The sequence below is a fragment of the Pseudokineococcus sp. 1T1Z-3 genome (genome assembly GCF_037482365.1).
Lineage (GTDB): Bacteria > Actinomycetota > Actinomycetes > Actinomycetales > Quadrisphaeraceae > Pseudokineococcus.
The window spans coordinates 1-2,681 of the sequence record NZ_JBBHZF010000045.1; the positions used below are offsets into that span (position 1 = coordinate 1).

At 75.8% G+C, this 2,681-nt stretch carries 2 protein-coding genes; both read left to right on the forward strand.

The genetic code is table 11. The features are described from left to right. Positions 1-295 precede the first annotated feature (295 nt). Entirely contained in the window at positions 296-1,390 is a 1,095-nt protein-coding gene (locus WDV86_RS16065) for a TDT family transporter (RefSeq protein WP_339568662.1), read from the forward strand. Then, positions 1,387-2,681: GTP cyclohydrolase II (gene ribA / locus WDV86_RS16070; protein ID WP_339568663.1), on the forward strand; the 1,295-nt coding region annotated here is incomplete at its 3' end. The genes WDV86_RS16065 and ribA, both read left to right, overlap by 4 nt.

A 2,681-nucleotide genomic window follows, 5' to 3' on the forward strand; every position in this document is an offset into this window, starting at 1 on the left:
CCTTAGCCTGGCCACAGGCCCAACTTGTAGGGGTACAGGGTGACGGCCTCTACCGGGCCATGCCGGTCGGGACGAGGGTTGTCCCGTGAGCACTTCTGCGACCACAACTTCTCGTCCGGGCGATGCCTGCCGGCAGGACGCAGGTGCCGCCCGGCTGCGGCATCAGGTCGGTGCGAGCCGGCCGCCGCTGTCCAGGCGCGGGTCCGGGCACGGGTCGGCGGCCGGGTCGCAGGGATCCCGTGAGCGCGACGGGAGCGCTAGGGGCTTCCTGCACGCGCTGGAGGACCGCCGGCAGGTGCTGGCCTCGGTCGGGCCGAACTGGTTCGCCTCGGTGATGGGGACCAGCATCGTGGCCATCGCTGCGGCGACTCTTCCGGTGCAAGTGCCGGGCCAGATGGTCTTCGCGCAGGTGGTGTGGGTCTTGGCTGCCGTGCTGCTGGTGCTAGTCACCAGCGCGACGGCTGCGCACTGGGTCCACCACCCCGCGACGGCCCGGGGGTGGTTGTCCCACCCGGTCATGTCGCACTTCTACGGCGCGCCGGCGATGGCGTTGATGGCTGTCGGGGCCGGAGCCCTCCTGGTGGCCGGCCCGCTCGTCGGGGATACCGCCGCGGTGGGGATCGCTGCCGGTCTGTGGTGCGTCGGCACGGTCCTGGGACTGTGGACGGCGGTGGCTGTCCCCTACCGCGCCTTCACCGAGCACGAGGTCGAGCCGGCCGCCGCCTTCGGCGGATGGCTGATGCCGGTGGTCCCGCCGATGGTGTCCGCGGCCACGGGGGCGGCGCTGGTCGCGCATCTGCCCGCCGGTCAGTGGCGCCTGAGCATGCTCGTGGCCTGCTACGCGATGTTCGGGATCACGTTCTTCGCCTCGTTGGTGATCATCACGCAGATCTGGGCACGGCTGGTCCATCACAAGGTCGGGGCCGCGGCCGCCGTGCCCACCTTGTGGATCGTGCTGGGCCCGCTGGGCCAGTCCGTCACCGCTGCCAACAACCTCGGCAACCAAGCCGCCGTTGACCTCCCGGCTCCTTACGGCGACGCCCTGCAGGCCGCCGGCCTCGTCTTCGGCCTGCCGGTCTGGGGCTTCGGCCTTCTGTGGGGAGCCATCGCGATCGCCTTGACCGTCCGCACCGCCCGGGCCGGGATGCCGTTCTCCCTGACCTGGTGGTCCTTCACCTTCCCCGTCGGGACGATGGTCACCGGCACGTCCGGACTGGCTGCCCACACCGGCGCAGACCTGCTCGTCGTCGCTGCCGCCGCGCTCTTCCTCGGGCTCCTCGGCGCCTGGGCCCTGGTCGCGGTCCGTACCGCCCGAGGGACCTGGACCGGGCACCTGCTGCGCGCAGCCCCCGCGGCCGCCGCGTCCCCTCAGGAGAAGGAGCGCCGGTGACCGCTCCGAGCAGCGACCTCGCGTACGCGACCTTCCTCCCCACCGCCCACGGCACCTTCACGCTCCACGGCTTCCGCGCCGGGGACGGCACCGAGCACGTCGCGCTGGTCCTCGGGGACCCGTCCGACGCCGCTGCCGGCCCGCCGCTCGTCCGCGTGCACTCCGAGTGCCTCACCGGCGACGCGCTCGGCTCGTGGCGCTGCGACTGCGGCGACCAGCTCGACGCCGCGCTGCGCGCCGTCGCCGCCGAGGGGCGCGGCGTCGTCGTGTACCTCCGCGGGCAGGAGGGGCGGGGCATCGGCCTGCTCGCCAAGGTCAAGGCCTACGCCCTGCAGGACGCGGGCGCCGACACCGTCGACGCCAACACCGCGCTCGGGCTGCCCGTCGACGCGCGCGAGTACGGCACCGCCGCCGCGGTGCTCTCCGCCCTCGGCGTCCCGAGCGTGCGGCTCATGACCTCCAACCCGGCGAAGGCGGCGGCCCTCGAGGCGGCCGGCGTCGAGGTGGCGGAGGTCGTCGGCCTCCTCGTCCCCGACCGGCCGACGAGCGCGGCGTACCGCCGGACGAAGGTGGAGCGGCTCGGCCACCTCCCCGTCGCGGCCGCCGGGGCCGCCTCGGCGTCGGGTCCCTGGGACGCCCTCGTCGCCGCCGCCCACGGCGGTGCCCCCCTGCCTACCGCGGGGGAGGGGCCCGGGACCGCGGGGGGCGACCTCCTCGACCGCTACGCGCCGCTGGCGGCGGGCGGCGTCCCGCTCGTCGTCGCGCAGGTCGCCCAGAGCCTCGACGGCTTCACGGCCGCCCGCAGCGGGGACGCGCGCTACGTCAGCGGCCCGGCCGACCGCGAGCACCTGCACCGGCTGCGGGCGCTCGTCGACGTCGTCGTCGTCGGCGTGCGGACCGTGGCCGCCGACGACCCGCTGCTCACCGTCCGGGCCTGCCCCGGGCCGCACCCCGTGCGCGCCGTCCTCGACCCCATGGGCCGGGCGCCGCTGGGCGCCACCCTCTTCGGCGACCCCACCGCCCCCGTGCTGTGGCTCGTCGGGGCGACGCGCGCGGCCGCCGCGGCCGCCGCCGTGGCCGACCGGCCGCACGTCGAGGTGGTGCCGCTGACGGGCTGCACCTCGGGGGAGGACGTCGTCGGTGCGGTCATCGCCGCCCTCGCGGCGCGGGGGCTGCACCGGGTCCTCGTCGAGGGCGGCGCCACGACCGTCTCGCGCTTCCTCGCCGCCGGGGCGCTCGACCGCCTGTGGGTGACGACGGCGCCCGTGCTCGTCGGCGACGGCGTCCCGGG